General features: G+C 78.9%; 1 protein-coding gene. It reads left to right on the top strand.

Annotated features, from left to right (window positions below):
• Positions 1 to 437: 437 nt before the first annotated feature.
• The coding region (locus BG452_RS34900) for a patatin-like phospholipase family protein (protein WP_188308354.1) at positions 438 to 1,385 on the top strand (948 nt) is incomplete at its 3' end.

The following is a 1,385-nucleotide window of genomic DNA, read 5'->3' as shown; positions in this document are numbered from 1 at the left end:
CGGACCCGGCGGTGCGGGCGGGCGGCGAGGTGGGCGGCGGGATGGGTGGTGTGGTGGGCGCTGTGGTGGGTGGTGGGGCGGATGGTCACGGTGGCTCCCGGCAAGGGTGGTGCGAGTACGGACGGGTCAAGGCTGGCGGCGGTGATCACGAGCGGCAACGCGATTTCGGGCGGCTCGGGGCCCGGCGTGAAGTTCACCTATCCGGGTGAGTCGGCCAGTGCGGTGACGGGCCCGGCGAGCGTTCCGGCGGCGCCCGGTTGACGTGCGGGGACGGGCCGTACGGCCCGAAAGGGGACGCCCGGGTACGGCGGACCGGGTGGCCCGGCCCCGGGCTCCCGTTGCGCCGCCCGGCCGTCCACGCGCACCATCGGAGCCTGACCCGATCCCCACGACGACGGGCGGCCGGGATGACGACAGTCGGGACGACCCCACGGGCGGTGGCTTCGCCGAGCCCGACCGCCGGGGGCGCACTCCGGCGCGGGCTGGTGCTGGGCGGCGGCGGGATGCTCGGCGCGGCCTGGACGGTCGGTGCGCTCTGCGCCGTCGAGGAGGCCACCGGACACCGGCCGGGCGAGGCGGACGTGCTGCTGGGCACCTCGGCGGGCGCGATCCTGGCCGCGCTGCTGGCCGGGGGCGTGCGCCCCGAGCAGCTGCGCGACCACCAGCGCGGCCTGCCGATCACCGAGGGCCCGCTGGCCGGGGTGGCGTTCGACTACGAGACGGCGGTGGGCGGCGCGCTGCCGCCCCGCCCCCGGGCCGGGATCGGCTCGCCCGACCTGCTGCGGGACGCCGTCCGGCACCCGCGCGAGTACCCGCTGCTGACCATGGTCTCGGCGATGGCGCCGCACGGCCGCGGCTCGCTGGCCCCGGTCGGCGAGCTGGTGCGCGGGCTGCTCGGCCCGGGCGGCTGGTCGACGCAGGGAGCGGCGGGCCCCGGCGCGGAGACCCCGGGCGCGGACGATCCCGGTGGTGAGGGCCCCGGTGGTGAGGGACCCGGTGACGAGGCCCCCGGCGACGAGGGACCCGGTGACGAGGCCCCCGGTGACGACAGCCCCGGCGCCGTGGCGCCGAGCCCGGCCGCCGCGCCGCTGCGGGTGGCCGCCGTGGACTACCGCAGCGGCCACCGGGTGGTCTTCGGTGACCCGGACGCCCCGGCCGTCCCGGTGGCCGACGCCGTGATGGCCTCCTGCGCGATCCCCGGCTGGTTCGCCCCGGTGCGCCTGGACGGCTCGGCGTACGTGGACGGCGGCTGCTGGTCGGCCACCAACGCCGACCTGCTGCTCGGCCGCGGCCTGGACGAGGTGTACGTGCTCGCCCCGATGGCCCTGCGGTTGGGCCCGCGGGCCGAGCGCCCCGACCGCGGCACCCTGGCCGTGCTGCGCGAG

The sequence above is a fragment of the Streptomyces sp. CBMA123 genome (assembly GCF_014596465.1).
GTDB lineage: Bacteria > Actinomycetota > Actinomycetes > Streptomycetales > Streptomycetaceae > Kitasatospora.
The sequence above is the reverse complement of the archived record's forward strand: the minus strand, read 5'-3'. Positions and strand labels throughout refer to the sequence as shown.